This is a genomic window from Aestuariimicrobium sp. Y1814 (assembly GCF_050113895.1).
Taxonomy (GTDB): domain Bacteria; phylum Actinomycetota; class Actinomycetes; order Propionibacteriales; family Propionibacteriaceae; genus Aestuariimicrobium.
Genome location: NZ_JBNJRW010000005.1, coordinates 29,017 through 53,000, shown reverse-complemented (window position 1 = coordinate 53,000; position 23,984 = coordinate 29,017). Strand labels below are relative to the sequence as shown.

28 protein-coding genes, 1 tRNA gene and 1 riboswitch are annotated in these 23,984 nt (G+C 68.9%); of the genes, 19 read left to right on the top strand and 10 right to left on the bottom strand.

Features of this window, described 5'->3' with window-relative positions; genetic code table 11:
* Nucleotides 1-12: 12 nt before the first annotated feature.
* Nucleotides 13-363, bottom strand: a complete 351-nt coding sequence (locus ACQE3C_RS07370; protein WP_434538535.1) for a DMT family transporter — start codon at nucleotides 361-363, stop codon at nucleotides 13-15.
* A 1-nt stretch (nucleotide 364) separates the two neighbouring features.
* Entirely contained in the window at nucleotides 365-694 is a 330-nt protein-coding gene (locus tag ACQE3C_RS07365) for a DMT family transporter (protein WP_434538534.1), read from the bottom strand.
* Nucleotides 692-757: riboswitch (guanidine-III (ykkC-III) riboswitch) on the bottom strand. (Overlaps the previous gene by 3 nt.)
* 33 nt (nucleotides 758-790) lie before the next feature.
* On the opposite strand from ACQE3C_RS07365, the gene ACQE3C_RS07360 reads away from it, so the two are divergent.
* The 9 genes from ACQE3C_RS07360 (at nucleotide 791) to ACQE3C_RS07320 (ending at nucleotide 9,715) form a co-directional block, all read left to right on the top strand.
* A complete protein-coding gene (locus ACQE3C_RS07360; RefSeq protein ID WP_434538533.1) occupies nucleotides 791-1,984 on the top strand; it encodes an amidohydrolase family protein in 1,194 nt (397 codons plus the stop codon).
* A gap of 193 nt (nucleotides 1,985-2,177) precedes the next feature.
* Nucleotides 2,178-2,675 carry a 30S ribosomal protein S16 gene (rpsP, locus tag ACQE3C_RS07355; protein ID WP_434538532.1) on the top strand — a complete coding sequence of 166 codons (498 nt, stop codon included), beginning with the start codon at nucleotides 2,178-2,180 and terminating at the stop codon, nucleotides 2,673-2,675.
* A 2-nt stretch (nucleotides 2,676-2,677) separates the two neighbouring features.
* Entirely contained in the window at nucleotides 2,678-2,929 is a 252-nt protein-coding gene (locus tag ACQE3C_RS07350; protein WP_434538531.1) for an RNA-binding protein, read from the top strand.
* A 96-nt stretch (nucleotides 2,930-3,025) separates the two neighbouring features.
* Nucleotides 3,026-3,607 carry a ribosome maturation factor RimM gene (rimM, locus tag ACQE3C_RS07345; protein ID WP_434538530.1) on the top strand — a complete coding sequence of 194 codons (582 nt, stop codon included), beginning with the start codon at nucleotides 3,026-3,028 and terminating at the stop codon, nucleotides 3,605-3,607.
* Nucleotides 3,604-4,308, top strand: a complete 705-nt coding sequence (gene trmD / locus ACQE3C_RS07340) for a tRNA (guanosine(37)-N1)-methyltransferase TrmD (protein WP_434538529.1) — start codon at nucleotides 3,604-3,606, stop codon at nucleotides 4,306-4,308. The genes rimM and trmD overlap by 4 nt, the downstream gene beginning before the upstream one ends.
* A gap of 167 nt (nucleotides 4,309-4,475) precedes the next feature.
* Nucleotides 4,476-6,077, top strand: a complete 1,602-nt coding sequence (locus tag ACQE3C_RS07335; protein ID WP_434538528.1) for a polysaccharide deacetylase family protein — start codon at nucleotides 4,476-4,478, stop codon at nucleotides 6,075-6,077.
* A 205-nt stretch (nucleotides 6,078-6,282) separates the two neighbouring features.
* Nucleotides 6,283-6,951, top strand: a complete 669-nt coding sequence (locus ACQE3C_RS07330) for a succinate dehydrogenase cytochrome b subunit (protein ID WP_434538527.1) — start codon at nucleotides 6,283-6,285, stop codon at nucleotides 6,949-6,951.
* Nucleotides 6,948-8,969 carry a fumarate reductase/succinate dehydrogenase flavoprotein subunit gene (locus ACQE3C_RS07325; protein WP_434538526.1) on the top strand — a complete coding sequence of 674 codons (2,022 nt, stop codon included), beginning with the start codon at nucleotides 6,948-6,950 and terminating at the stop codon, nucleotides 8,967-8,969. The genes ACQE3C_RS07330 and ACQE3C_RS07325 overlap by 4 nt, the downstream gene beginning before the upstream one ends.
* On the top strand, nucleotides 8,966-9,715 hold the full coding sequence (locus tag ACQE3C_RS07320; RefSeq protein ID WP_434538525.1) for a succinate dehydrogenase/fumarate reductase iron-sulfur subunit: 750 nt from the start codon (nucleotides 8,966-8,968) through the stop codon (nucleotides 9,713-9,715). The genes ACQE3C_RS07325 and ACQE3C_RS07320 overlap by 4 nt, the downstream gene beginning before the upstream one ends.
* A gap of 81 nt (nucleotides 9,716-9,796) precedes the next feature.
* Here the strand turns inward: ACQE3C_RS07320 and ACQE3C_RS07315 are convergent, their stop codons facing one another.
* Together ACQE3C_RS07315 and ACQE3C_RS07310 are read right to left on the bottom strand one after the other, a co-directional pair.
* Nucleotides 9,797-10,762, bottom strand: a complete 966-nt coding sequence (locus tag ACQE3C_RS07315) for a hypothetical protein (protein ID WP_434538524.1) — start codon at nucleotides 10,760-10,762, stop codon at nucleotides 9,797-9,799.
* Nucleotides 10,755-11,246 carry an RNA polymerase sigma factor gene (locus ACQE3C_RS07310; RefSeq protein ID WP_434538523.1) on the bottom strand — a complete coding sequence of 164 codons (492 nt, stop codon included), beginning with the start codon at nucleotides 11,244-11,246 and terminating at the stop codon, nucleotides 10,755-10,757. The genes ACQE3C_RS07315 and ACQE3C_RS07310 overlap by 8 nt, the downstream gene beginning before the upstream one ends.
* Before the next feature lie 269 nt (nucleotides 11,247-11,515).
* Here ACQE3C_RS07310 and rplS point away from each other — a divergent pair, with 269 nt between their 5' ends.
* From rplS to ACQE3C_RS07285, 5 genes are all read left to right on the top strand, one after another.
* Nucleotides 11,516-11,866 (top strand): 50S ribosomal protein L19, encoded by a 351-nt coding sequence (rplS, locus tag ACQE3C_RS07305; protein WP_434538522.1) that lies wholly within the window; start codon nucleotides 11,516-11,518, stop codon nucleotides 11,864-11,866.
* Nucleotides 11,867-11,987: 121 nt separating this feature from the next.
* The gene (locus ACQE3C_RS07300; protein WP_434538521.1) at nucleotides 11,988-12,719 is read left to right on the top strand and encodes a S26 family signal peptidase; all 732 of its coding nucleotides are present in this window, start codon (nucleotides 11,988-11,990) and stop codon (nucleotides 12,717-12,719) included.
* Nucleotides 12,716-13,552, top strand: a complete 837-nt coding sequence (gene lepB, locus ACQE3C_RS07295; RefSeq protein ID WP_434538520.1) for a signal peptidase I — start codon at nucleotides 12,716-12,718, stop codon at nucleotides 13,550-13,552. Before ACQE3C_RS07300 ends, lepB begins: the two co-directional genes overlap by 4 nt.
* A 2-nt stretch (nucleotides 13,553-13,554) precedes the next feature.
* Nucleotides 13,555-14,193: a ribonuclease HII gene (locus ACQE3C_RS07290; protein WP_434538519.1), complete on the top strand. Its 639-nt coding sequence runs from the start codon at nucleotides 13,555-13,557 to the stop codon at nucleotides 14,191-14,193.
* A complete protein-coding gene (locus ACQE3C_RS07285) occupies nucleotides 14,190-14,501 on the top strand; it encodes a DUF2469 domain-containing protein (RefSeq protein ID WP_434538518.1) in 312 nt (103 codons plus the stop codon). Before ACQE3C_RS07290 ends, ACQE3C_RS07285 begins: the two co-directional genes overlap by 4 nt.
* A 71-nt stretch (nucleotides 14,502-14,572) precedes the next feature.
* On the opposite strand, the gene ACQE3C_RS07280 is transcribed toward ACQE3C_RS07285, so the two are convergent.
* The 3 genes from ACQE3C_RS07280 to ACQE3C_RS07270 are packed head-to-tail and all read right to left on the bottom strand — an operon-like array spanning nucleotide 14,573 to nucleotide 17,927.
* Entirely contained in the window at nucleotides 14,573-15,412 is an 840-nt protein-coding gene (locus ACQE3C_RS07280) for a transglutaminase family protein (RefSeq protein ID WP_434538517.1), read from the bottom strand.
* A complete protein-coding gene (locus ACQE3C_RS07275; protein ID WP_434538516.1) occupies nucleotides 15,412-16,335 on the bottom strand; it encodes an alpha-E domain-containing protein in 924 nt (307 codons plus the stop codon). Before ACQE3C_RS07275 ends, ACQE3C_RS07280 begins: the two co-directional genes overlap by 1 nt.
* Complete coding sequence (locus ACQE3C_RS07270) at nucleotides 16,329-17,927, bottom strand: circularly permuted type 2 ATP-grasp protein (protein ID WP_434538515.1); 1,599 nt, start codon at nucleotides 17,925-17,927, stop codon at nucleotides 16,329-16,331. The genes ACQE3C_RS07275 and ACQE3C_RS07270 overlap by 7 nt, the downstream gene beginning before the upstream one ends.
* 159 nt (nucleotides 17,928-18,086) lie before the next feature.
* Between ACQE3C_RS07270 and ACQE3C_RS07265 the strand changes: the two genes are divergently transcribed.
* From ACQE3C_RS07265 to ACQE3C_RS07255, 3 genes are all read left to right on the top strand, one after another.
* A complete protein-coding gene (locus ACQE3C_RS07265) occupies nucleotides 18,087-18,449 on the top strand; it encodes a YraN family protein (RefSeq protein WP_434538514.1) in 363 nt (120 codons plus the stop codon).
* A gap of 71 nt (nucleotides 18,450-18,520) precedes the next feature.
* Nucleotides 18,521-20,002 (top strand): YifB family Mg chelatase-like AAA ATPase, encoded by a 1,482-nt coding sequence (locus ACQE3C_RS07260; protein WP_434538699.1) that lies wholly within the window; start codon nucleotides 18,521-18,523, stop codon nucleotides 20,000-20,002.
* Nucleotides 19,999-21,147, top strand: coding sequence for a DNA-processing protein DprA (locus ACQE3C_RS07255; RefSeq protein WP_434538513.1), 1,149 nt, complete (start codon nucleotides 19,999-20,001; stop codon nucleotides 21,145-21,147). Before ACQE3C_RS07260 ends, ACQE3C_RS07255 begins: the two co-directional genes overlap by 4 nt.
* Before the next feature lie 42 nt (nucleotides 21,148-21,189).
* Here the strand turns inward: ACQE3C_RS07255 and ACQE3C_RS07250 are convergent, their stop codons facing one another.
* The gene (locus ACQE3C_RS07250) at nucleotides 21,190-21,915 is read right to left on the bottom strand and encodes a hypothetical protein (protein ID WP_434538512.1); all 726 of its coding nucleotides are present in this window, start codon (nucleotides 21,913-21,915) and stop codon (nucleotides 21,190-21,192) included.
* Nucleotides 21,916-22,007: 92 nt separating this feature from the next.
* Between ACQE3C_RS07250 and ACQE3C_RS07245 the strand changes: the two genes are divergently transcribed.
* Entirely contained in the window at nucleotides 22,008-22,259 is a 252-nt protein-coding gene (locus ACQE3C_RS07245; protein WP_434538511.1) for a toxin HicA, read from the top strand.
* A 2-nt stretch (nucleotides 22,260-22,261) separates the two neighbouring features.
* Nucleotides 22,262-22,597, top strand: coding sequence for a type II toxin-antitoxin system HicB family antitoxin (locus tag ACQE3C_RS07240; protein ID WP_434538510.1), 336 nt, complete (start codon nucleotides 22,262-22,264; stop codon nucleotides 22,595-22,597).
* A gap of 244 nt (nucleotides 22,598-22,841) precedes the next feature.
* Here the strand turns inward: ACQE3C_RS07240 and ACQE3C_RS07235 are convergent.
* Together ACQE3C_RS07235 and ACQE3C_RS07230 are read right to left on the bottom strand one after the other, a co-directional pair.
* A tRNA-Leu gene (locus ACQE3C_RS07235) sits at nucleotides 22,842-22,926 on the bottom strand.
* Nucleotides 22,927-22,983: 57 nt separating this feature from the next.
* Nucleotides 22,984-23,967: an aldo/keto reductase gene (locus ACQE3C_RS07230; protein WP_434538509.1), complete on the bottom strand. Its 984-nt coding sequence runs from the start codon at nucleotides 23,965-23,967 to the stop codon at nucleotides 22,984-22,986.
* Between the last annotated feature and the right edge of the window lie 17 nt (nucleotides 23,968-23,984).

Below are 23,984 nucleotides of genomic sequence, written 5' to 3'. Positions count from 1 at the left end.
GGTCCGGGTGCCTCAGCCGGCTTCCTCGTCGGCGGCCACCGGACGCGGGTCGGGTGCCAGCTTGAGCCCGACCACCGCCCCGATGATGCCGACCAGGAAGACGACCTTCCACACCGAGGCCGACTCGGCGCCGGTGAGCAGGGCCCACGTGACCGTCAGCGCGGCCCCGACCCCGGTCCACACGGCATAGGCCGTCCCGATCGGGATGTCCTTCATGGCGCGGCTCAGCCCGAGCATGCTGAGCACCACGGCCACGGCGAACAGGATCGTCGGCCCGACGCGGGTGAACCCCTCCGACTGGCCCAGGGCAGTCGCCCAGACCGCCTCCAGCACGGCGCTGGCCAACAGGATCAGCCACGGCATCTCAGCTCACCGCCTTCAGGCCGACCACCGAGCCGATCAGCACCACCAGCAGCAGCACCCGCAACCAGGTCGCGGCCTCCTGGCCGGTGATGAAACCCCACAGCACCGTCAGCGTGGCACCGATGCCGACCCACACCGCATAGGCAGTGCCCGTGGGGAGTGAGGTCATCGCCCACGCGAGACCAGCCATGCTGAGGGTGACGGCCACCAGGAACACGATCACGGGGCCACGACGACGCAAACCGTCCGAAGCATCAAGCGCGGTGGCCCACACGGCCTCCAGCATTCCGGACAGGACCAGGACGAACCAGGCCATGACGAACTCCTCCATGAGTCAGTCTTGTCGTGGTGCGGGTACTGCTCCCTCGTCCGCGAGTCGGGTTGTCGACTCCGCGTGAAATCCTAGCAAATCTGATTGACTCGCCCCATGGGCCACGACCACCAGCACCCCCATGACCTGGCCTCCCCGGGCGCCGAACTGTTCCACACCCACAGCCACGGTGGGGTGGTGCACACCCACGTCGCCGGCGACCAGCCACACTTCCACGGTGCCCTGCACGTGCGCGGCGTGGTGCTGCCCGGCACTGAGCCACGCGACCTGTGGATCAGCGAGGGGGTGATCCGAACCGAGCCGGTCGCCGACGCGGTGACGATCGCCGAGGACTGCTTCATCGTCGCAGGACTGGTCGATGCCCACTGCCACATCGGGCTCGGGCACGGCGGTGAGGTCAGCCCGGAGGAGGCCGAGCAGCAGGCGCTCGCCGACCGCGACGCCGGCACCCTGCTGATCAGGGACGCCGGGTCACCGGCCGACACCCACTGGATCGACGAGCGCGAGGACCTGCCCCGCGTCATCCGGGCCGGGCGCCACATCGCCCGGCCGAGGCGCTACATCCGCAACTTCGCCGACGAGGTCGACCCCGAAGAGCTCGTCGCGACCGTCGAGAAGCAGGTCGCCAACGGTGATGGCTGGGTGAAGCTCGTGGGGGACTGGATCGACCGCGACACCGGTGACCTGGCCCCGCTGTGGCCGCCGGCGGTGGCCCAGCAGGCCATCGAACGCGCCCACGAACTCGGCGCCAGGGTGACCGCGCACTGCTTCGAGGAACAGTCGGTGGCCGAGCTGGTCGAGGCCGGCATCGACGGCATCGAGCACGGCACCGGGATGAGCGACGAGGTGATCGAACAGATGGCCGAGCGGCAGGTGGCGCTGGTGCCGACCATGATCAACCTGGAGAACTTCCCGGACATCGCCGCCGCGGGGGAGTCGAAGTTTCCCGCCTACGCCGCCCACATGCGGCAGCTGTACGCCACCCGGCTCGATGTGCTCGGCAAGGCCCGCGAGGCGGGCGTGCCGATCTTCGCCGGCACCGACGCCGGCGGGGTGATGGCCCACGGGCTGGTGGCCGACGAGGTGGAACAACTGACCCGCATCGGTGACACCGAGTTCGCGCTGGGTGCGGCGAGCTGGCGTGCCCGCGAATGGCTGGGGGTGCCCGGCATCGAGGAGGGCGCCAGCGCCGACCTGGTCATTTTCGAGACCAATCCGCTGGACGACATGACCGCGGTCAAGCACCCGAAGTTCATCCTGCTGCGCGGCAAGCTCGTCCCGGCGCGCTGAGCCGCATCGTCCGGTTTCGCTCCCGGGGCCGGTATCTGGCAGACTGGTCGATGCGTCTTCTGCCCCTGCATGCCCTCTCACCGTGCTGTGGCGATGATTCCTCGGGAGTTGCCGACATGTGCCCCACACGTGGACGGCGCCCCCACCAGCTCGTACCGGACAACCCGGACATCCCAACAGGAGAACCACAAACGTGGCAACCAAGATTCGTTTGAAGCGCCTCGGCAAGATCCGCTCGCCCCACTACCGCATCATCGTCATCGATGAGCGCGCCAAGCGCAACGGCAAGGCGATCGAAGAGGTGGGCATCTACCACCCGAAGAACGACCCGTCGGTCATTCAGGTCAACTCCGAGCGCGTGCAGTACTGGCTGGGCGTCGGCGCCCAGCCGACCGAGGCCGTCGTGGCCATCCTCAAGCGCACCGGTGACTGGCAGCAGTTCAGCGGCGACACCTCGCCGTCGGGCGTCGACCCGCAGCCCGAGAAGCCCAACAAGCTCGACCTGTTCAACGCCGCCCTGGCCGAGGACGATGCTGCTCCCAAGACCGCAGCCATCACCACCAAGAAGGCCAAGGAGGAGGCTGCCGACGAGGACGCCCCCGCCGAGGACGCCCCGGCTGAGGAGCCCGCTGCCGAGGAAGCCGCTGCTGAGGACACCGCCGAGGCCGAGGCCCCGGCCGACGAGGCCTGATCGTGCTGAGTGAAGCGCTGGAGCACCTGGTCCGTGGCATCGTCCTGCACCCCGATGACGTGCGGGTCAAGGACAAGGACCTGCGCCGTGGCCGCATGCTCGAGGTGCACGTCCACCCCGAGGACATCGGGAAGGTGATCGGGCGCCAAGGGCGCACCGCGCAGGCCCTGCGCACCGTCATCAGTGCACTGGCCGGCCGTGAGCAGGTTCGCGTCGACTTCGTCGACGTCGACCGGCGCGGCCCCCGCCGCTGAGGCAACACCACGAGACACCCCGTTCGGTCCAGTCCGGGCGGGGTGTCGCCGTCGGTACACGAAACCTGACACACCTGAGACACCCGGGAGGACCCCATGCCACGCTCGATCGAGGTCACCATCGGGGTGGTGGGTCGCGCGCACGGCATCCGCGGTGACGTGATGATCGACCTGCGCACCGACGAACCTGAACGCCGCTTCGCGACCGGGGCGGTCGTCCGGGTCGAGGGGTCGCGGCGCACCCTCACGGTTACCAAATCGGCCTGGCACGGTGGCCGGCTGATGGTCCACTTCCAGGGCATGGACGACCGCAACGCCGCTGAGGCCGCCCGCGGCACGGTGCTGGTCTGCGACGTGGACCCTGCCGAACTGCCCGAGGAGGACGACGAGTACTACGACCGGCAGCTGGTCGGGCTGCAGGCCGTCCTGGCCGACGGCACCGTGGTCGGCGAGGTCAGCCAGGTCGTCCACCTGCCCGCCCAGGACCTGCTGGTCATCGACGTCGATGGCGAGGAACGCATGGTCCCCTTCGTCACCGAACTGGTGCCCCGGGTCGACCTGGCCGCCGGTGAGGTCGAACTGGTCGCCCAGCCCGGCCTGCTGGCCGACGAGGGTGACGACGACGGTGACGACGAAGCCAAAGGTCACGACGAGGACGCGGAACGGGGCGCCCCGTGAGGATCGATGTCGTCTCCATCTTCCCCGACTACTTCGCCCCGCTCGGCCTGAGCCTGGTCGGCAAGGCCATCGAGGCGGGGCTGCTGCAGGTCGACGTGCACGACCTGCGCCAGTGGACCCATGACCGCCACCACACCGTCGACGACACCCCCTATGGCGGGGGCGCCGGCATGGTGATGAAGCCCGAGCCGTGGGGTGAGGCCCTGGACCACCTGCTCGGCGACAGCGTGCCCGACGAGGACACCGTGCTGGTGTTCCCGAGCCCGAGCGGGGAACGGTTCAGCCAACCGATCGCCACCGACCTGTCGACCCGGCAGCGGCTCGTCTTCGCCTGCGGCCGCTACGAAGGCATCGACCGGCGGGTGGTCGAGCACGCCCGGGGGCGGGTCCAGGTGCGCGAACTCAGCCTGGGCGACTACGTCCTCAACGGGGGAGAGGTCGCCACCCTGGCCATGGTCGAGGCCGTCGTGCGACTGGTCCCCGGGGTGATCGGCAACCCGGAATCCCTGCAGGAGGAGTCCCACTCCGAGGGCAACGACGGACTGCTGGAATACCCCGTCTACACCAAGCCGCCGCAGTGGCGCGGGCTGGACGTCCCCGAGGTGCTCTTCAGCGGTCACCACGCCCGAATCGCGGCCTGGCGCCGCGAACAGGCCCTGGAGTTGACCCGGCAGCGTCGCCCCGACCTGCTCCGGGACTGACCTGCGCAACTCGGCGCCCGGTGCCGGCCGATGGGGCGAGGCACGCCGGGAAGCACATCCTGCGGGCCGGTGAGCCCCTCGGGCGTAGCATGGGATGGTCCCCTGAGCTGATTCACAACAATGTGATGATGTTGGTGAATCGCAGTCCCGAGATCGGAATCGTTGCCATGGCGCGCGCCACCTCCTTCCCCGCCCGCTGGTTCACCCCGCTGCTCGCGCTGGTCGCGTCGGTGGCACTGGTGACCGGTTGCTCGACGATCGGGGCGGACGACCCGACCAGCAACCCGACCGGGATCTCCACCGATGCCGAGGCCACCCCGACCGAGCCCGCGCAGGACGCCGAGTTCGCCACCGTCGACCAGGCCCTGCTCGACGCCGGCCGGGGCACCCTGACCCATGAGGGGCTGACGGTGACCAACCTGCTGGTCACCCACGAGATGCCCGGTCTGGCCTACAGCCTCGACATCGTCCGCGGCCAGGTCGTGCGCCAACACCACTGGGACGGCGGCGGCCAGCTCACGGTGACCCCCACCCTGGTCGCCAGCTCGACCAAGGCCCTGGCGGTCGCGCTGAAGGCCACCACCCCGGCCGGGACGAACACGGCGATCGTCCACTACGACCCGCAGACCAACCACTCCTTCGCCTCACCCGCCCTGATCGCCCCGGCCCAGTGGGAAGGCTTCGTCGCCGCGGTGCGCGAACTGGCCGGTGAATCCGGGGACCAGGCCGCCACCCAACTCGCCGAACCCACATTCCCCAACGGGGCCGGACCGGCGATCGGGTTCTCGGCCTCCGGTGACCTGGTCGTCCACTTCCAGGTGGTCGACGGCAGCACCATCGCGCCGGTGGTCGTCCCCGGTGACCAGGCGGCGGGCATGCTCTCCCAGTTCGGCACCCACGCCCGGGCGGCTGCGCGATACCCGACCGCAGCCGCCACCCCCGAGAGGTTCCTGCCCTTCGACCCGACCGTGGTCGGGAAGCCATCCACGACGACGCCGTCGCCCAGCGCCACCCCGACGGCCACCACCACCTCGGGCTCTTCGTCCAGCCCCTCGTCCACGGCATCGTCGACCCCGGCGCCGGTCGTCGACAAGCGGCCCCAGCTGGTGCTGGGCACCGACTGCCAGGTCGCCAAGTGCGTGGCGCTGACCTTCGACGACGGCCCCGTCCCGCAGACCCAGGACGTCCTCGACCAGCTGAACGCGCTGAAGGCGCCGGCCACCTTCTTCGTGCTCGGCACCTCGGTCGACAACTTCCCGAAGATGCTCACCGCCACCGCCGCCAACGGCATGGAGATCGCCTCCCACAACCAGGTGCACAACCAGATGAGCCGCACCGGTGGCGAGTTGCTGACCAGGCAGGTCACCATGTCGGCCGACAACATCCGCGAACTGACCGGTGCCGACCCGCTGTTCCTGCGCCCGCCCTACGGGGCGCGCAACAAGTCCTCCGACGGCATCACCGGCAAGCAGGGCATGGCCGTGGCCCTGTGGAGCGTCGACACCGAGGACTGGAAGCATTCCAAGGCCTCACCCCAGGGGGCACAGAACGCGATCCTGGCCGCAGTCAACAAGCAGGTCGACGACGGCGGTGTGATCCTGATGCACGACATCCACGGCAACTCCCGGGCCGCCACCACCGCGGTGGTCAACCAGCTGCGGGAGAAGGGCTACACCCTGGTCACCATGGCCGAACTGGCCCCCGCTGACTGGCGTTTCGGCAGGGCCTACTGCTCCTCGCCGGCGCAGCGCCCCTCCTGCGTCGGCTGAACGGTTCTCAGCGTTCTGACGGGTTCGCTGTGAGGAATGTCACGAATCCAACGTGATTTTGCGCACTGGCTCGTTGCGTTATCAAACGGACGCGGGTACATTCCTCGACTTTCGTGGTGCCGAGGATTATCGGTGCTCGTCAGTGGCTAGTGTGTGGTGCGTGGCAACGACACTAACTACCCATCAGCGAGCCACGCGATCGACAGTGGCGTCGAAGGTCATCATGGCCATCACGGGACTGATTCTGGTCGCCTTCCTGCTCGCGCACATGTTCGGCAACTTCAAGATGCTGCTGCCTGACGACGGCCTGGAGTTCAACGAGTACTCGCACTGGCTGCGCACGCTGCTGTACCCGGCGCTGCCGGAAGGCGTGTTCCTCTGGCTGTTCCGGATCGTCCTGCTGGCTTCGGTCATCCTGCACATGTGGTCGGCGTTCAAGCTGCGCAACCGTGCGCGGCAGAGCGCCGGTTCCGTGCGCTACGCCCGCTCCCGTCGCATGGAGCGCAGCTACGCTGCCCGCACCATGATCTGGGGCGGCATCATCATCGTGCTGTTCGTGGTGATGCACATCCTGCAGTACACCGCTGAGGTGCTGCGCTTCGGCTACGACGAGGGCGTCACCACCCTGGCCCCCTACGACCGTGTGCTGGCCGGGTTCAGCGAGTGGTGGGTCGTGCTGGCCTACGCCATCGCGATGATCGCGGTCTGCATGCACGTCGCGCACGGATTCCACAGCGCCTTCACGACCCTCGGCGCGAACACCAGCAAGGGGGCCCGCAAGCTGTTGAAGGCCCTGGCGAACATTGTCGCCGGCCTGTTGTTCGTGGGCTTCATGATCCCGCCCGTGCTGATCCTGATTGGAGTCATCCCGTGACCGACACCCTCACCGAGAACACCCAGCCCGCCGCCCAGGAGTACTGGGAGGTCGGCGCGGACATCGCTGACACCAAGGCAGACCTGAGCCAGCCCATCGAGAACATGTGGAAGAACCGCGTGTTCTCGGCCAAGCTGGTCAACCCGGCGAACCGACGCAAGCTGAGCGTCATCATCGTCGGCACGGGCCTGGCCGGTGGTGCGGCTGCCGCAACCCTGGGCGAGGCCGGCTACAACGTGCTGAACTTCTGCTACCAGGACAGCCCGCGGCGCGCCCACTCGATCGCTGCCCAGGGCGGCATCAACGCGGCGAAGAACTACCGCAACGACGGTGACTCGACCTACCGGCTGTTCTACGACACGGTCAAGGGCGGCGACTACCGCGCCCGCGAGACCAACGTCTACCGGCTCGCCGAGGTCAGCGCCAACATCATCGACCAGTGCGTCGCCCAGGGAGTTCCCTTCGCCCGCGAGTACGGCGGCCTGCTGGACACCCGCTCGTTCGGTGGCGTGCAGGTGCAGCGCACCTTCTACGCCCGCGGCCAGACCGGCCAGCAGCTGCTGATCGGTGCCTACCAGGCGCTGGAGCGCCAGGTCGCGGCCGGCACGGTGAAGATGCACACCCGTCACGAGATGATCGAGCTGATCGTCGTCGACGACCGGGCGCGCGGCATCGTGACCCGTGACATGGTCACCGGCAAGATCGAGGCGCACTTCGCCGACGCCGTGGTGCTCGCCACCGGTGGCTACGGCAACGTGTTCTTCCTGTCGACCAACGCCATGGGCTGCAACGTGACCGCCACCTGGCGGGCACACCGCAAGGGTGCCTACTTCGGCAACCCCTGCTACACGCAGATCCACCCCACCTGCATCCCCGTGCACGGCGAGACCCAGTCGAAGCTGACGCTGATGTCGGAGTCGCTGCGCAACGACGGTCGCATCTGGGTGCCCAAGCGGGCCGAGGACTGTGACAAGGACCCCCGCCAGATTCCCGAGGAGGACCGCGACTACTACCTGGAGCGGATCTACCCGTCCTTCGGCAACCTGGTGCCTCGTGACATCGCCTCGCGGCAGGCCAAGTACATGTGTGACGACGGCCGCGGTGTCGGCCCTGCGGTCAAGGAACGCGACCACGACGGCAACGAGCGTGAGATGCGTCGTGGTGTCTACCTCGACTTCGCCGAGGCCATCGGACGACTGGGCAAGGATGCCGTCGAGGCCAAGTACGGCAACCTGTTCGACATGTACAAGCAGATCACCGGTGAGGACCCCTACGAGGTGCCGATGCGCATCTACCCGGCGGTCCACTACACCATGGGTGGCCTGTGGGTTGACTACGACCTGCAGTCCTCGATCACCGGCCTGTACGTCACCGGTGAGGCCAACTTCTCCGACCACGGTGCGAACCGACTGGGTGCCTCGGCGCTGATGCAGGGTCTGGCTGACGGCTACTTCGTCCTGCCGAACACCATCAACGACTACCTGGCCGATGCCCCCTTCGAGAAGATCGACGCCAGCCACCCGGCTGCCGTCGAGGCGCTCGAGTCGGCCAAGGGCCGCATCGACAAGCTGCTGTCGATCAAGGGCACCCGCACCGTCGACTCCTTCCACAAGGAACTCGGCAGCATCATGTGGGAGTACTGCGGCATGGAGCGCTGGGAGGACGGCCTGAAGCTCGCGATCGAGAAGATCCGCGCGCTCAAGCAGGAGTTCTGGAGCAACGTCAAGGTCACCGGTGTGAACGAGGACTTCAACCAGACCCTCGAGCGGGCCGGCCGACTGGCCGACTTCTTCGAGCTGGGCGAGCTCATGTGCATCGATGCCCTGCACCGGCGCGAGTCCTGCGGCGGTCACTTCCGTGGTGAGTCGCAGACCGAGGAAGGCGAGGCGCTGCGTCACGACGACCAGTTCCTCTACGTCGGTGCCTGGGAATGGGCCGGGGAGGACGCCAAGCCGATCCTGCACAAGGAAGAGCTGAACTACAAGGCGATCGAGCTGAAGCAGAGGAGTTACAAGTGAAGGTCACACTGCGAATCTGGCGCCAGCCGAACGCCAAGACGCCCGGCAAGATGGTGTCCTACCCGCTCGACGGGGTCTCGGAGGACATGTCCTTCCTGGAGATGCTCGACCTGCTCAACGAGCACCTCACCGAGCGCGACGAGGAACCGGTCGCCTTCGACCATGACTGCCGCGAGGGCATCTGCGGTGCCTGCGGCGTGGTGATCAACGGCGTCGCCCACGGCGGCCAGCACACCACCACCTGCCAGCTGCACATGCGTTCGTTCGCCGACGGCGCCGTGATCGACATCGAGCCCTGGAAGGCCGGCGCCTTCCCGGTCATCAAGGACCTCGTCGTCGACCGCACGGCCCTCGACCGGATCATCCAGGCCGGCGGCTACATCTCGGTGAACACCGGTTCCGCGCCGGACGCCCACGCCACCCCCGCCCCCAAGCGGCAGGCGGACGTTGCCTTCGACAACGCCACCTGCATCGGCTGCGGGGCGTGCGTGGCTGCCTGCCCCAACGGGTCGGCGATGCTGTTCACCTCGGCGAAGATCACCCATCTGGCGATGCTTCCCCAGGGCCAGCCCGAGCGCTACAGCCGCGTGAAGTCCATGGTTGCCCAGCACGACGATGAAGGTTTCGGCGGCTGCACCAATATCGGTGAGTGCGCCCAGGTCTGCCCGAAGGGCATCCCGCTGGCGTCGATCAGCACGCTGAACCGTGAACTGATGAAGTCGCTGTTCAAGGCCGACGGCAAGTAGATCGTCAGCACTGCCACGCACCGGCCCCCGGAACCAGCCAAGGTTCCGGGGGCCCGGTGCGTGAGGGACTCGTCCGCCTGCTCAGCCGTTCATCCGCTCAATGATCGTTTCGAGCTCACGCGCGGTGGGCACCAGTGGCAGGTTCTCGTCCTGACCATGCAGGTAGGGGCCGACTGAGTTGTAATCCTGACCGCGGACGAAGTCGCCGATGATCAGCACCCGGTCACCGGAGACGATCACCAGGATGCCGTTCCACAGCCCTTCCTCCTCGGTGACATTGAAGGTCTGCACCGAGAAATCGACCTGAGCGCCATTGACGGTGATCGTCGTCTCGTTCTCGGCCCGGGCCGGCTGGCCAGTATTGCCCTGCACCCGTGACGGGCAGGTCGCGTTCCACTCGCGAATGGTGGCCGCGAGTTCCAGGGCCCGTTCGGGGGAGTCCAGCTGCAGCAGGTGTGCGCGATTACCCATCCCGCCACTCTGGTAGATCGCCGAGCGGGCGGCGACAATGCCCGGCTGGTCGGCCAGCCCGTCATCGCAGATGAAGAAGGTCTGTTCCTCGCTCGCGGTGGACAGGCCCTCCAGGTACAGCGGGGCAGGGGTGTCACCGGGCGCCTCCAGGTAGATCTCCTGCTCGCTTGGCAGGTTCTGCTCAGTGATCACCGGCGCCGTGGTCTGCGATCCGGTGGTTGAGGTCTCGGTGGTGCTCGGCGGGGTCGTCGTGCTGGGTTCCGAACTGGTGGGCGCCGGGGTGCTCGGTGCCGTCGGGGTGGGCTGCGTGGTCGTGCGGGGGCTGGTCGCGGTCGGGGATGGGGTGGCCGTGTGCGCGATCTCAGGGTCGGCATCGATGCTGCGGGGAAGGTTCAGCGCCACCGCGGTCACCGCGACGACAGCCGCTGCTGCCACCCCGCCCACGACACCCACTCGCCGGGTGGTCCGGCGACGGTCACCGAGGCGGCGCACTTCGTCGGGGGACAGCTTGGGCACGTCGTCCGCCTCCTTCTGGAAACTCTGGAATGGATCGAGGTTGTGGTTCTGGTCAGGCATGACGCACCTCCGCAGTGTCGGTGAGGAAGGGGGCGAGGGCCGCTCGCCCGCGGGACAGGCGCGCCTTGACCGTTCCGGCTGGGGCACCTACCTCCTGGGCGATCTCGGCGACGGTGAGGTCGGCGAAGTGATGCAGCACGATCACCCGGCGCTGCTCGGGTGAGATCTGGGCCAGTGCCCGGTCCAGGGCGACCCGGTCGGGATTGGGCTCCCGGCTGACCGGTGACTCAACCGCCCGGTCCGGGTCACGATAGGCCTTGCGGTTCTTGCGCCAGCGGCTCACCGCCAAGCGGTAGGCCACGGTGCGTACCCAGGCCTCGGGGGACTGGGCCTGGTCCAGCTTCTTGCGCTTGTCCCAGGCCCTGATGAAGGCCTCCTGGACGCAATCCTGGGCTTCGGTGAGGTTCCCGCACATGGCATAGATCTGGGCCACGAGACGGTTGAATGAGGTCTGGTACAGGTTGTCGAAACTTGCCTCGTCCACCGCTGCCTCCCTTCCTGATGTGTGGTCCGCCCGGCTGGTGCCGTTCGGTCACCTTGCATACGCTGTCACGGACGGGCCGGTTGCACGGCCCGGCCACGAATTTGGCGGCGCAGCCCGATTAGGTGCCTGCAAAGGGCCTGTGGCAAAATGGTGCGCTGTTGCGCCCATGCGTGACCGGCCGCGTCCTCGACACCTGCCACAGGGGGATCGTTCGACGGCACGGCTCCAGAAACTGACGAGGTGACCTGTGGCACTGACGAGGAACCAACATGAACCACGTTCTTGACGTTGTGGACGCAGGCTCGCTGCGCGACGACATCCCCGCTTTCCGCGCCGGCGACTCCGTGAAGGTCCACGTGAAGGTCGTCGAGGGCAACCGCTCCCGTGTCCAGGTCTTCGCCGGCGTCGTGCTGGCCCGCACCGGTGGCGGTGTGCGTGAGTCGTTCACCGTCCGCAAGGTCTCCTTCGGCACCGGCGTCGAGCGCACCTTCCCGCTGCACTCCCCGATCATCGACAAGATCGAGGTCGAGCGCCACGGTGACGTGCGCCGCGCCAAGCTGTACTACCTGCGCGGCCTGCGCGGCAAGGCAGCCAAGATCAAGGAGAAGCGCGCAAACTGAGCGTGCCCCGGCATCACCACACCGACGAACCCCGGCCCCGTGCCGGGGTTCGTCCGTTTCTCCACAGGTTCGGCCACGATGTCGACGCCCGACGCAGGGGTGGGGCCGATACCCTGACTGCATGCCCCTGTCGCAGCGCCCAACGCGGGCCGGCACCGCCGCCGAGGCGGCTCCTGCCGGTGCCCGGGGACGCTCCCGGGCACGCACGGTCGTCGAGGTGACCGCGGTCGTGGTGGCCACGCTGCTGGCCGTCGGCCTGCTGGGGTCGGTGGCCGGACGACCGGGCCGCGCCGATGCCACCATGGAGCCGCTGATCCGCGCGGGGCAGCGGGTCTGGCTGGTGCAGCCGACCACCCCCGAGCGCGGCGACATCGTGGTGATCATCCCCGACCTGCGCTGGCACGCCGTGGTGGCCGACGACCCGGGCTCGGTGACCAAGGCGCTGCGCTGGCTGCGGATCGCCCGCCCCCCGGAAGGCTCCCGCATGATGGTGCGCATCATCGGGGTGCCCGGCGACGAGGTCCGCTGCTGCGACGGCAACGGTTCCCCGCTGGTCAACGGGCACCCGGTGCCGGCGGCGATGCCGGGCAACCACTTCCGGGTCGTCGTACCGGAAGGCCGCTGGTTCGTCGCCAGCGACTCCCCGAGCTCCGCGTCGAGCGCGTGTTACCTGTCGAGCCTGGGAATCGAGGCGATGGTCACCGCGGACCGGATCGAAGCCCGAGTGGCTAGAGTGGGGTGGCCGTGGGCTGCCACAGACCTGTCGGCCGACCAGCGGATCTACACCGGCATCCCCGGCAACCCCGCCCCCGTCGATCCGATCATTGAAGCCGGGAAGGACCCGACCTGTTGACCAGTTCTGACGCCCCTGACAAGGACGTGACCCCCGACCAGCAGGAGACCACCCCGGCCGGCGACGCCACCCCGAACGACAATCCCCCCGGCAGCTCCGGGTCCCGGTCCGGGCTCGGTGCCCTCGGCCGTGGCGTGCGGGAACTGGCCATCGTCGTCGTCCTCGCGCTGATCATCTCCGCCGGCGTCAGGGCCTTCCTGGGACAGGTCTTCGTGATCCCCTCGGCGTCGATGGCCGACACCGTCCAGGTCAGCGACCGGGTGGTCGCGGTCAAACCCTTCACCCCCCAGCGTGGCGACATCATCGTCTTCCAGGACCCGGGCGGCTGGCTCGAGGCCCCACCGGCACCCCGTGAGGGCGTCGGTCGGGTGCTGCAGTTCATCGGGCTGCTGCCCGACACCTCCACCAACCACCTGCTCAAACGCATCATCGGGATGCCCGGCGACGAGGTGGTCTGCTGCGATGCCGAGGGCCGGCTGGTCATCAACGGCTACTCCCTCGACGAGACCAGCTACCTGAGGCCCGGGTCGGACCCGGCGACCATCGAGTTCCGGGTCGTGGTGCCCGCCGACCGGGTCTTCGTCCTCGGAGACAACCGCAACGCCTCCCGCGACTCCCGCTGCCACCTGGCCACCATCACCAATGACGGGCAGCCGCAGGGCATGATCGCCTTCGTCCCGATGGCCGACATCGTCGGCCCGGCCAAGTTGCGGGTGGCGCCGCTGAGCCGCATGGGGACGCTGGGCCGCCCGGCCGTCTTCGACCAGGTGCCCGACCCCAGCTCCCCGGCACCCGCGAAACCGGTGATCGACCCCGTCGGGGTGGGCTGCTGACCATGATTCGTCCGGGCAAGGGCCTCTACGGCTATGAACGGGCACTGGCCCGGGCCGGCCTGACCCCGGTCGCCGGGGCCGACGAAGCCGGCCGCGGCGCCTGCGCCGGCCCCCTGGTGGCCGCCGCGGTGATCCTGGCCGACACGCCCGCGCGACGGATCACCGGCCTGGCCGACTCCAAGCTGCTCACCATTCGGCAGCGGGAACGCTGCTACGACGAGATCATGGCCAAGGCCGTCGACGTCGCCGTGGTGGCCATCGAGGCCGACGAATGTGACCGGCTCGGCATGCACGTGGCCGACCTGCAGGCGCTGCGCCGCGCCGTCGTCCGGCTGGGCACCCCACCGGGGTTCGTGCTCACCGACGGGTTCAGCGTCGACGGGCTGCCCGTGCCCGGTCTGGCCATGTGGAAGGGCGACCGGGTCGCTGCCTGCGTCGCTGCCGCGAGTGTGGTCGCCAAGGTCACCCGAGACCGGATGATGAACGACTACGCCGACCAGTACCCCCGCTACGACTTCGACGTCCACAAGGGTTACTGCACCGCCGAGCACCAGGCCAAGCTCGACGAGTTCGGGCCCTGCGCCATCCACCGCATGCGATTCGAGAACGTCCGGCGAACGGCTAGAGTGACTGCATCATGAGCACAGAAGACCTGGAAGCCTACGAGTCCCGCCTGGAACTGGAGCTGTACCGCGAGTACAAGGACGTCGTGGGCATCTTCTCCTACGCGGTGGAGACCGAGCGGCGCTTCTACCTGTGCAACCAGGTCGACCTGAAGGTACGCACCGAGGGCGGGGACGTCTACTACGAGGTCTCCATGGGCGACGCCTGGGTCTGGGACATGTACCGGCCCGCACGGTTCGTGAAGTCCGCCAAGGTGCTCACCTTCCGTGACGTCTCCATCGAGGAGATCGTCCACTCCGACCTGCAGGTGCCCGACTCGAAGTAGTTTGCGGGGGAGGACCCCCTGCACCCCCCCGGGACGTTTGGTGCGTGGGTGCCTGCTGCGTCCGTGGCCTGTCAGGCGAGGCGGGTGAGTTCAACCTCCACGAACATCTGGGAGTCGCCCGAGCCGGTGAAGATGCCGCGCAGCGGGGCCACATCGGCGTACTCGCGGCCACGGGCCACCTCGACATGCTGGTCACCGGGCCGGGAACCGTTCGCCGGGTCGATGTCGATCCACTCACCGTCCCAGAACCGCGCCCACGCATGGGACTCACCGCTGTAGCTGCGACCCACCTCAGGTTCGTTGTGGGGCATCAGGTAGCCCGACACGTAGCAGGCAGGAATGCCCAGGTAGCGCAGGCAACCGATCACCAGGTGCGCCATGTCTTGGCAGACCCCGGCACGCACCTGCCACGAGTCCGCGGCCAGGGTGTGCACACCGGTGGAACCGGGGACGTAGCGCACCTCGCTGGTGATCAGGTCGACCACCTTCAGCGCCGCCTCCATCGGGGTCGCCGACTGCTCGGCCAGGGCCGTGACCTGGTCGGCCAGGTCATTGGGCAGGCGCACCGTCGGTGAGATGGCGAGGTACTCGGCGTGGGTCTCAGCCACCTCGTCCGAGCGCATCTGTTCCCAGCTGATGCCCTGGCCCTCGGTGGCCGCCCGCCGCACGTCCACGGTCGACGACGAGGTCACCACCAACTCGGTGTGTCGCTCGTGCACCTCGAAGGTGGTCACCGACGTGCCCCAGTAGTCGGTCCAGTGCAGCGTCCATGCTGTGGGGGAGATGTCCACCCTGGTGTGCAGCACCTGCTGCTCCAGCGTCGAGCGGGGAGCCATCCGGGCCTCGTTGAACGACGACTCGGCGCCACCCTCGTAGGTGTAGCCGGTCCGGTGGGTGATTCGCAGCAACATCAGCGCTCTCCTGCCTGCCACGTCAGCGTGTCGGCGGCATCGAAGTAGCGGGCAGAGACCGCCTCGTTCACCTCGATGCACGTCTTCTGGAGGGACTTCATCCGCCCTCGGACCCCCTCAAGGAGCAGCCGGTGCGGGCGGTACTCCAGGTCGGCCCGGGCTGCGCCGAGCACCTTGACCAGGTGGTCGAGCTGCTGGATGCTCTCCCCGGGCTCCAACCGGCGCACGATCCGTTCGGCCTGGTCGAGGCAGAAGACCACCGACCGGGGGAACAGCCTGTCCAGCAGCAGGAACTCGGCCGCGTCGCTGGGGGACTCTGAGCCCTTGTGGGTCAGTCGGAACGCGTGGTAGGCGTTGCAGGCGCGCAGGGAGTGGATCCAGGACGCGTCCTCGTTCGGCATGAACATTGCCGACTCGATGATGCGGGCGGTCAGGTCGATGCGTTCCAGGTTGCGGCCCAGCACCAGGAACTGCCAGCCCTGGTCGTGGGTCATGGTGGCATCGACCAGCCCGGTGATGGTGGCGCAGCGTTCCCTGATCAGGTGGCAGGCATCAGCGATGCGCTGGCGCTGCAGCCGGTTGTTGCGGACCAGGTTCCAGGTGGTGTTGATCACCTCCCACAGCTCGGCGGAGACCACTTCACGCGAGCGGCGGGCACTCTCCCGGGCGTTCCAGATCGAGCTGACCATCGAGGCGGGCGAGGCGGCGTCCCAGCCGAGCACCTTCACCAGCGTCTCGTGGGACAGGTCGTCCTCGGTCTCGACACCGAGCACTGCCAGCAGGTTGCCGGTGGCGGTACCCTCGTCTGTCATCGGGTCCTCGAGCAGGGTCTGGACGTGCACCTCGAGCATCCGCGCGGTGACCTCCGCCCGCTCCAGGTAGCGCCCGATCCAGTACAGCGACTCGGCGATGCGGCTCAGCACGGCTCCTCCTCGATGCGGGTCTGCTGGGTGCGGGTCTGCTGCTGGGGCTGCTTCTGCTCCTGCTTCTCGGCGACCGCACGGCGCTGCTGCACCTGCGGGTCGGACAGGCCGATGGGCCCGGTCGGTCGGCGCATCTCGTAGCGGGCACGCCGGCCGTCGCCGCGCAGCACCCAGGTGTCCTTCGACCCGCCGCCCTGGCTGGAGTTCACGATCAGTTCGCCCTCGGCCAGCGCCACCCGGGTCAGCCCACCGGGCAGCACCCAGACGTCCTCACCGGAGTTGATCGCGAACGGACGAAGGTCGACGTGGCGTGGGCGCAGGCCCTGCTCGGTCATCGTCGGCACCGTCGACAACTGGACGACCGGCTGGGCGATCCACCCGCGCGGCTTGGCCAGCACGGTGGCGCGCAGTTCGTCGAGTTCCTTGGCGCTGGCCGAGGGCCCGATGACGATGCCCTTGCCGCCGGAGCCGTCGACCGGCTTGACCACCAGTTCATTGAGCCGGTCCAGGACCTCTTCGCGGGCATCGGGTTCCTCCAGGCGCCAGGTGTCGACGTTGGGGACCAGCGGTTCCTCGTGGAGGTAGTAGCGGATCAGGTCGGGCACGTAGGTGTACAGCAGCTTGTCGTCGGCGACCCCGTTGCCGACCGCATTCGCGATGGTGATGTTGCCCGCCCGGGCCGCATTGAGGATGCCGGCGCAACCCAGCACCGAGTCGGAACGGAAGTACACCGGGTCGAGGAAGTCGTCGTCGACGCGCCGGTAGATCACGTGGACCGGCCGCAGGCCGCGGGTGGTGCGGATCATCACCCGGCCGCCGCGGGCGACCAGGTCACGACCCTCGACCAGCTCGCAGCCCATCATGCGGGCCAGCAGGGAGTGTTCGAAGTAGGCCGAGTTGTAGGGGCCCGGGGTGAGCACCGCGATGGTCGGGTTGGACACCCCGCCGGGGGCGGCGGCGATGAGGGCCTGCAGCAGCCGTTGGGGGTAGTCGTGGACCGGGCGCACCGCGTGGCTGCTGGTCAGTTCCGGCATGCCGGTGCCCATCGCGCGCCGGTTGGTGAGCACGTAGGACACGCCGGACGGGATGCGGACATTGTCCTCGAGCACCCGGAAGGTGCCGTTGCCGTCCCGGACGAGGTCGATGCCGGAGACGTGGATGCGCACCCCGTTGTGGGCCTGGATGCCGAAGGCCTGCCGGTAGAAGTAGCGCGACGAGGTGACCACGTGCCGGGGGATGACCCCGTCGATGAAGCAGCGCCCGGCACCGTAGATGTCGTCGAGGAACATCTCCAGGGCCCTGACCCGCTGCTTGACGCCCTCCTCGGCGACCGCCCAGTCGTCCTCGGCGATGATGCGGGGCACGATGTCGAGCGGGAAGGGCCGTTCCTCGCCGCCGATGTCGAAGGTGACGCCCTGGTTGCGGTAGGCGTTGGAGACGTAGTCGGCGCGTTGCTGCAGGTCTTCAATCGACATGTTGTCGAACATGCGGCGCATGCCCTCGTAGGGTGCGCGGACACTGCCGAGCTCGTCGGCGACCATCTCGTCGTAGATGTCGTCGCGCACGGGATAACCGTCGTAGAGACCCTCCATGGGGGTCAACATACTGCCTTGCCCCGCCCGATGCTGCCGTGCGCGCCTGTGGACAATCCAACAGTTACACGCTGTCGACCAACCGTTACACATCGGCCTGTGGACAACTGAGCAGAACGCCGGTCCGTGACTCATGTTCGTGGTGGAGGTGGTGAGCGGATGGTGGTCAAACGACGACGGCTGGCGGTGGGTGCCTGGGGTGAGGCCCAGGCGTGCGCGTTCCTGGAACGACTCGGCTGGCAGGTCTTGGAACACAACTGGCGCTGCCGGGTCGGGGAGGTCGACCTCGTGGCCCGCGAACCGGACGGCACCATCGTGCTGGTCGAGGTCAGGACCCGCAGCGGCCTGGGCTACGGCACACCCCTGGAATCGATCACCCGCGCCAAACAGGCCAAGCTGCGTGAACTGGTGCACTGGTGGCGGCGCGAACACCCCGTCGCCGCACCCGTCCGGGTTGACGCCATCGGTGTGCTGCGCACCCGCACCGGCGTCGAGATCACGCACCTGCGGGGTGCGCTGTGACCGGGCCGGAAGAACCCGACGACAAGGCCGAAGCCGAAGCCACCGTCTCGAGCTGCGCCTACTCGGTCGCCATGGTCGGCATCGACGGCACCGTGGTCCAGGTCGAGGCCGCGGTCGGGGGTGGGCTGCCGCGCACGGTGCTGGTGGGCCTGCCCGACGCGTCCCTGTACGAGGCGCGTGACCGGTGCAAGGCGGCGGTCTCGGCCTCGGGTGGGCCCTGGCCGGACCGGCTGCTGACCATCAACCTCAGCCCCGCGACCCTGCCCAAGAGCGGCAGCCACTACGACTTGGCGATCGTCGCGGCGATCATGGCCGCCCAGGGCCTGGTCACCGGTGACTTCACCACGCGGGCCGTCCTGCTGGGCGAACTGGGCCTCAGCGGGGCCGTGCGGCGGGCCAGCGGGTTGTTGCCAGCGCTGCAGGCAGCGCGGGCGGCCGGGTTCACCACGGCGGTGGTGCCGGCCGAGCAACTGGCCGAGGCGGCGCTGGTGGAGGGCCTGCAACTGTTCGGGGTGGACTCCCTGGCCGAGCTGATGGCGGTGCTGAAGGGTGGTCCCGGTGCCGCCGCCAGACCGGTCCCGCGTCCGGTGGTGGTCAACCCCGAAGCGCCCGACTTCGCCGAGGTCAGCGGGCAGGAGGAAGCCCGCTGGGCACTCGAAGTGGCGGCCGCCGGACGACACCACGTGTTGCTGCAGGGTCCGCCGGGGGTCGGCAAGACGATGCTCGCCTCACGGCTGCCCAGCATCCTGCCGCCGCTGACCCACTCCGAGGCCCTGGAAGTGGCGAGCATCCAGTCGCTGCACGGCAACCGGGTCGACGGCATCAGCCACGTCCCGCCGTTCGCCGACCCCCACCGCGGGGCCTCGTTGGTTTCGATGATCGGCGGTGGTTCCCGGACCCTGCGTCCGGGGCAGATCTCGCTGGCGCACCGGGGAGTGCTCTTCCTCGACGAGGCCCCGGAGTTCCCGACCCGGGTGCTGGAGTCGCTGCGCACACCTTTGGAGTCCGGTGAGGTGATGATCGCCCGCGCCGAGGCCAGGGCGAGGTTCCCGGCCCGCTTCCAACTCGTCATGGCTGCGAATCCCTGCCCGTGCGGGCACTGGGGTGCGGTGCAGCAGGAATGTCGGTGTGCTCCCTACACCGTGCGGCGCTACCAGGAAAGGCTCAGTGGACCCATGCTCGACCGGATTGACATCCACCAGACCCTGTTTCAGCAGCCCCCGAGGGTGATGCGAAAACGCGCCGAGGGGGAGCCATCGGCCGCGATCCTGGCGCGGGTCATGGAGGCCCGGCAGCGGCAGGCCCGGCGGTTGGCGGCCACCCCGTGGACAACCAACGCCGAAGTGCCCGGCCCGGCCCTGCGTGACCTGCCGATCCCGCAGGGGGTCGAGATCCTGGAACGGTCCCTGCGCAACGGCCAGCTGAGCCCTCGTGGGGTTGACAAGGTCTGGCGGCTGGCGTGGTCGGTTGCCGACCTCGCGGGGAGCGATCGGATCACCAAGAGCCACCTGGCCCAGGCCCTGGGCATGCGCACCGACCAGGCCGCGGCATGAGCGGGCATCCGGTGGGCAGCATCCGCGGCGACTGGGGCGAGGACCGCACCGCCCGGGCCTGCCTGACCGGGGTGGTCGACCCTGCCGACCCGCGCCTGGTCGGCCTGCTCCGCAAGGAGGGTGCTCCGGCGGTGTGGGAGGCGCTGCGCGCCGCAGGCGGCAAGACCCCTTGGCAGCGGCGCGCCGAGGCCTTCGACCTCGACCGCAGCCTGTCACTGGTCAGGCACGCCGACCTGCGTTTCCTGGTCCCGGGGGACCCCGGGTGGCCGACCAGCTGGCAGGTGCTGGACGGGGACGTCAGCCACCGGGGGATGGGGGGCAGCCCCGTTGGGATCTGGGTCACCGGCCCGGCCGACCCCGCCCGGTTGATCGACCGCAGCATCACCGTCGTCGGCTCCCGGGCCGCCACCCGCTACGGCACCCACGTCGCTGGCGGGCTGGGCGCCGACCTGGCCGAACTGGGGTGGACGGTGCTGTCCGGGGGCGCCTATGGCATCGACGCCAGCGCCCACCGCGGGGCCCTGACGGTCGACGGCGCCACGGTGGCCGTGCTCGCCGGCGGCCTGGACGAGTGGTACCCGCGGGGCAACTCGTCCCTGCTCGAGCAGGTGGCCGACAATCACCTGGTGATCAGTGAGGTGGCGCCGGGGGTGCGGCCGACCAAGAAGGGGTTCCTCGCGCGCAACCGCCTGCTCGCCGCCGGTGGGAGGGTCACCGTGCTGGTGGAGGCCGCCCACCGCTCCGGTGCGCTCAACACCGTGGGCTGGGCCCACGAGATGGTGCGGACGGTGATGGCCATCCCGGGCCCGGTGACTTCCGCACTGTCCCAGGGACCCAACGACCTGCTGCGCAACGGGCAAGCCACTCTCGTGTGCACGGCAGCCCAGGTCGTCCATGACCTGGTGATCGAACCCGACCAACCGCGTCCACCGGCCCAGCCACGGCTGCTGGACGGTCTGGATGATGACGAGCTCGCGGTGCGGGAGGCGCTGCCGGGCAGGGGGTCGCTGCCGGCACCGATGGTCGCCGGGCACACCGGCATGACGGTGCCCGAGGTGCTGGGGGCGTTGGCGGCGTTGGAACTGCAGGGCCTGGTCAAGCGGCTCCCGGATGGGACGTGGGCGCTGGCCCGGCCCCGGTCCTGAGCGGCTGCCGGGTCAGGAAGGCTTCGGGTCGGGGGAGTGGCTCTAGCCGGCTGCGAGTGGCGCGGTGGGCAGTGCCGGCGTGCCACCCCCGACGAGGATGGCGAGCCGGTGGCCGGCGGTGTGGGCCGCCACCGTCGCCACCACCATCAGCGCGCCGCCCACGGTCTGCATGGTGTCGGTGTCGGGCACCGGCAGCGCTGCCAGCACCAGGTTCACCGCCATGGCCGCCGCCGGCGCTGCCAGGGTCACCAGGGCCACCACCAGCTTGGCCATCCGCGGTCGCGCCCAGGTGCCGACATGTGACAGCGAGGGCACCGCTGCCAGCAGGAAGGTCCCCACCATCACCAGCAGGATCAGCGCTGCGGTCTGGCCCGAGAATGCCAGCACGATGAACGGCACCACCAGCGCGACCACCAGAGCGGCGCCGATCACCGACGACATGAACGCCCGCAGCCACGGCACGGTGAGCGGCTGGCGTGGGGTGACCCGGCTGGGGGTGGCGATGAAGTGCAGCACGATCGCCACCAGGAACACGATGAAGGCCGCCAACAACCACCGGTCGGACAGGTCTTCGGCCGACCGGATGTCCGCCGAGGTGCAGGTCTCCTCCACGTAGCACTTCGGCGGTGCACTGAAGCCGCTGCGGTAGGGCGTCATGATGCTGTTGGCGTAGAGGCCGAGCAGGATCGCGGTGATGATCAGGCCCCAGGAGACCGTGAGCAGTCTGGAGCGCCTGGGCGGTGGAGCCGGCTCAACGGGGGGCATCATGGCCCCGAGTGTACGGCCGCCAGGAGTCGCCCCCCCGTCGAAGCGTTCCCTGTCCATGCCCACAGCGGTATCATTATTGATACCATGGCTTCGTGGCTCGGAGAGAGAAGCTCGTCGACCAGATGCGCAGCACCCCGAAGGGGGTGAGGTTTGCGGACCTGGCGAAGGTGTGCGATCACTACTTCGGCGAGCCACGACAGCAGGGCTCTTCGCACCGGGTCTATCGAATGCCCTGGCGGGGCGACCCGCGAGTGAATATCCAAGATGACCGCGGCGAGGCCAAGCCGTACCAAGTGCGGCAGGTGCTGGCGGCGATCGACAGGCTGGAGGGAGAAGGATTGTGACTTTGAACGGTGACCACTACACCTACCGCGTGCGCTGGTCGGCCGAGGACGAGGCCTACATCGCCACCGTGGCGGAGATGCCGTCGCTGTCCTGGGCCGCAGACAGCCATGGTGACGCACTGGCGGGCTTGCGAACGCTCGTCGACGACGTTCTGGAGGACATGCAGGCAGGCGGTGAGACTCCGCCGGAGGCGATGGCTGATCGGGAGTACTCGGGTAACTTCATGCTGCGACTCACTCCTGAGGCTCATCGTGAGCTCGCGATTGCGGCCGCTGAACAAAATGTCTCCCTCAACCGCCTGATTTCCGCACGCCTCGCCGGCACCAGCAAGCGATAGGCCGCAGGCCAGCGCCCGGGCTGCAGACGCGGATTGGGGCTGCAGACGTGGGGCGGCGTTGTAGACGGGGGCCGCGCTGCAAACCTGAGCCCAGTGCCCCAGCCCGACCAGCCACACGGTCCCAGCCGCTCGTCAGCCACACGGTCCCAGCCGCTCGGCGCCAGCCAGGACCACCACCAGCGCCCGAAATGCAACGAAGTCCCGAGACATCCGTCAACGATGTCCCGGGACTTCACATTGTGTGTGTCCGAGAGAGGACTTGAACCTCCACAGCCTTTACGGCCACTAGCACCTCAAGCTAGCGCGTCTACCTATTCCGCCACCCGGACGAGTGGGTGCCCGATCGCTCGGACAGCCATTGGACTATAGCACCGACCGGACGCGCCCTACGAATCGAGCACGCGGTTCGTCCCCCGGCCCAGGTTCGGGCCGCCCGAGACATCGTCCAGGGCTGCGGTGATCTCGTCGGGCAGCGACATCTCGTCCAGTCCCAGGTACGACTCCAACTGCTCCCCCGTGCGGGCCCCGAGCAGGGGGGCGGTGACCCCGGGAGCATCACGCACCCACAGCAGCGCCACCTGTTCGGGTGACATGCCCAGCCCCTCGGCGGCCTTCGCCACCGCGTCCGTGATGGCCCGCGACTTCTCCTCCAGGTACGGCTCGACGAACCAGGAGAAGTGGTCGCTGGCCCCACGGCTGCCCCTGGGCACCTGGTGGCGGTACTTGCCGGTCAGCACCCCGCGCCCGATCGGCGACCACGGGAACAACCCCATGCCCATCGCCCGCAGCGCCGGGATCACCTCGATCTCGGAGCGGCGCGCCAGCAGCGAGTACTCCACCTGGGAACTGACCAGCCGCGCCCGCCCGGGAATGGCCTCCTGCCAGGTCGCGGCCCGGGCGGTCTGCCAGCCGATGAAGTTGGACACCCCCACATAGCGGGCCATCCCCGAGCGGACGGCCTGGTCGAGCGCGCCGAGCGTCTCCTCCAGGGGCGCGTCCCCCCAGGCATGCACCTGCCACAAGTCGACATGGTCGGTGGCCAGGCGCCGCAGGGAGGCCGCCAGGTCATTGAGCAGGGCCGAGCGTGAGGTGTCCACCACCCGTCGTCCGTTGCGCACCCCGAAACCGCCCTTGGTGGCGATCACCAGCTCCGACCGGGGCACATCGGTGTGGACCAGCTTGCCCAGGATCTTCTCGGCGACCCCGTTGCCGTAGGCCGGGGCCGTGTCGACCAGGGTCCCACCGGCTTCCCTGAAGCGCCGCACCATCGCCCGCGCCTCGGCGGGCTGGGTGTCGCGGCCCCACGTCAGGGTCCCCAGCCCCAACCGGGACACCTGCAAACCGCTCGATCCGGCTCGGCGGGTCTGCATGTGGGGCCTCCTGGGGT

What these genes read in the sequence shown, in the direction of transcription:
- ACQE3C_RS07370 (WP_434538535.1), bottom strand. Translation starts at nt 363, where the DNA reads ATGCCGTGGCTGATCCTGTTGGCCAGCGCCGTGCTGGAGGCGGTCTGG.
- ACQE3C_RS07365 (WP_434538534.1), bottom strand. Translation starts at nt 694, where the DNA reads ATGGAGGAGTTCGTCATGGCCTGGTTCGTCCTGGTCCTGTCCGGAATG.
- ACQE3C_RS07360 (WP_434538533.1), top strand. Translation starts at nt 791, where the DNA reads ATGGGCCACGACCACCAGCACCCCCATGACCTGGCCTCCCCGGGCGCC.
- rimM (WP_434538530.1), top strand. Translation starts at nt 3,026, where the DNA reads ATGCCACGCTCGATCGAGGTCACCATCGGGGTGGTGGGTCGCGCGCAC.
- ACQE3C_RS07335 (WP_434538528.1), top strand. Translation starts at nt 4,476, where the DNA reads ATGGCGCGCGCCACCTCCTTCCCCGCCCGCTGGTTCACCCCGCTGCTC.
- ACQE3C_RS07315 (WP_434538524.1), bottom strand. Translation starts at nt 10,762, where the DNA reads ATGCCTGACCAGAACCACAACCTCGATCCATTCCAGAGTTTCCAGAAG.
- rplS (WP_434538522.1), top strand. Translation starts at nt 11,516, where the DNA reads ATGAACCACGTTCTTGACGTTGTGGACGCAGGCTCGCTGCGCGACGAC.
- ACQE3C_RS07300 (WP_434538521.1), top strand. Translation starts at nt 11,988, where the DNA reads ATGCCCCTGTCGCAGCGCCCAACGCGGGCCGGCACCGCCGCCGAGGCG.
- ACQE3C_RS07290 (WP_434538519.1), top strand. Translation starts at nt 13,555, where the DNA reads ATGATTCGTCCGGGCAAGGGCCTCTACGGCTATGAACGGGCACTGGCC.
- ACQE3C_RS07285 (WP_434538518.1), top strand. Translation starts at nt 14,190, where the DNA reads ATGAGCACAGAAGACCTGGAAGCCTACGAGTCCCGCCTGGAACTGGAG.
- ACQE3C_RS07280 (WP_434538517.1), bottom strand. Translation starts at nt 15,412, where the DNA reads ATGTTGCTGCGAATCACCCACCGGACCGGCTACACCTACGAGGGTGGC.
- ACQE3C_RS07270 (WP_434538515.1), bottom strand. Translation starts at nt 17,927, where the DNA reads ATGGAGGGTCTCTACGACGGTTATCCCGTGCGCGACGACATCTACGAC.
- ACQE3C_RS07265 (WP_434538514.1), top strand. Translation starts at nt 18,087, where the DNA reads ATGGTGGTCAAACGACGACGGCTGGCGGTGGGTGCCTGGGGTGAGGCC.
- ACQE3C_RS07260 (WP_434538699.1), top strand. Translation starts at nt 18,521, where the DNA reads ATGGTCGGCATCGACGGCACCGTGGTCCAGGTCGAGGCCGCGGTCGGG.
- ACQE3C_RS07255 (WP_434538513.1), top strand. Translation starts at nt 19,999, where the DNA reads ATGAGCGGGCATCCGGTGGGCAGCATCCGCGGCGACTGGGGCGAGGAC.
- ACQE3C_RS07250 (WP_434538512.1), bottom strand. Translation starts at nt 21,915, where the DNA reads ATGATGCCCCCCGTTGAGCCGGCTCCACCGCCCAGGCGCTCCAGACTG.
- ACQE3C_RS07230 (WP_434538509.1), bottom strand. Translation starts at nt 23,967, where the DNA reads ATGCAGACCCGCCGAGCCGGATCGAGCGGTTTGCAGGTGTCCCGGTTG.